This is a genomic window from Clostridium sp. MCC345, from assembly GCF_018785345.1.
Lineage (GTDB): Bacteria > Bacillota > Clostridia > Lachnospirales > Anaerotignaceae > Anaerotignum_A > Anaerotignum_A faecicola.
In genome coordinates this window covers 1-1334 of sequence record NZ_WQPP01000065.1, presented here as the reverse complement: position 1 = coordinate 1334, position 1334 = coordinate 1, and the positions used below count along the sequence as shown (strand labels likewise).

1 protein-coding gene is annotated in these 1334 nt (G+C 43.5%); it reads right to left on the bottom strand.

Going from position 1 to position 1334, the window contains the following annotated elements:
• Window positions 1-9 precede the first annotated feature (9 nt).
• The gene (locus GPK49_RS12815) at window positions 10-1251 is read right to left on the bottom strand and encodes an IS256 family transposase (RefSeq protein WP_215678417.1); all 1242 of its coding nucleotides are present in this window, start codon (window positions 1249-1251) and stop codon (window positions 10-12) included.
• Window positions 1252-1334: the final 83 nt, after the last annotated feature.

Genomic DNA, 1334 nt, shown 5'->3' with positions numbered 1-1334 from the left:
GTTTATTCGTTACTCCGGAAGGCGGCCTTCGTACATAATACTCAGTTCACCATACACCTGTGCCCAGTTTCGAATCGTGCTGGTCCATTTTTTCGTAGCTTCAAAAGTAGCAAGATACAGCGCCTTTAAAAGGGCTGTATCGCTTGGAAATACGCTTCTCTGGCGGTTCAGCTTCCGGTAGGTGGAATTCAGTGATTCTATCGCATTTGTCGTGTAAATGACCTTCCGGACCGTTGCTGAAAATTTGAAAATCGGAGAAATCGCATCCCAGTTGGACTTCCAGCGTTTCATGGAATTCGGATATTTCGGTGTCCATTTTTCGGTCACATGGTCTAATGCTGCCAATGCCTTTTTCTCATCTGCCGCCTGATAAATCGTCTTCAGGTCTGTGGCAAAGGCTTTTCTGTCCTTATCAGGAACATATTTCAGCGTATTTCTTACCTGATGTACAATGCAGCGCTGGTATTCCGTCTTGGGAAAAGCTGTAGCGATCGCTTCTTTGATTCCGGTTAACCCATCTGCACAGATGATGAGTACATCTTTTACACCTCGATTTTTCAGTTCATTCATAACGGAAAGCCAGTATTTTGCGCTTTCGTTATCACCAACGCTGATGGTTAGAACCTCCTTCTTTCCTTCCGTATTAATCCCAAGAATTACATAAGCTGCAAGCTTTCGAATCATACCATTGTCCCTTACAGAATAATGGATTGCATCGATGTAGAGAATCGGATACACCTCATCCAAAGGTCGGTTCTGCCAGTCTTCGATCTGCGGCAGGATCTTATCCGTTACATCAGAAATGAAGCTTTCCGAGGTCTCAAAACCATAGATGTCCTCGATAGTTTCCGAAATCTGCCGGGTAGTCATTCCTTTGGCATACATGGAAATGATCTTCTGGTCAATATCTGAAATATCCTTCTGACGCTTTTTCACAATCTGCGGCGAAAAGGTTGATTTTCGGTCCTGCGGCACTTCGATTTCCATGGAACCGTACCGGCTGTTGACCTGTTTATGCTTATAACCGTTGCGATAATCATCGTTATCTGAGCGTTCTGATTTTTCGTAGCCGAGGTGGTCATCCATTTCAGCCTCCATCATTTCCTTGATGGTGCCGCCTAAAAGGTCCTTGAGCGCATCCTGAATGTCTTCTGCAGACTGGATATCGTACTCTTCAAGGAGCTGATGAATAATGTTTCGTTTTCCTTCTGTCATTTGTACGCGATGTACAGGTTTCTTTTGCTTTGCCATAATAAAAGGTCCTCCTAATGATATTTATTGTATCATAGAAGAACCTTCTAAACATTATTTTACAGAAAAAGTCTCACATACCC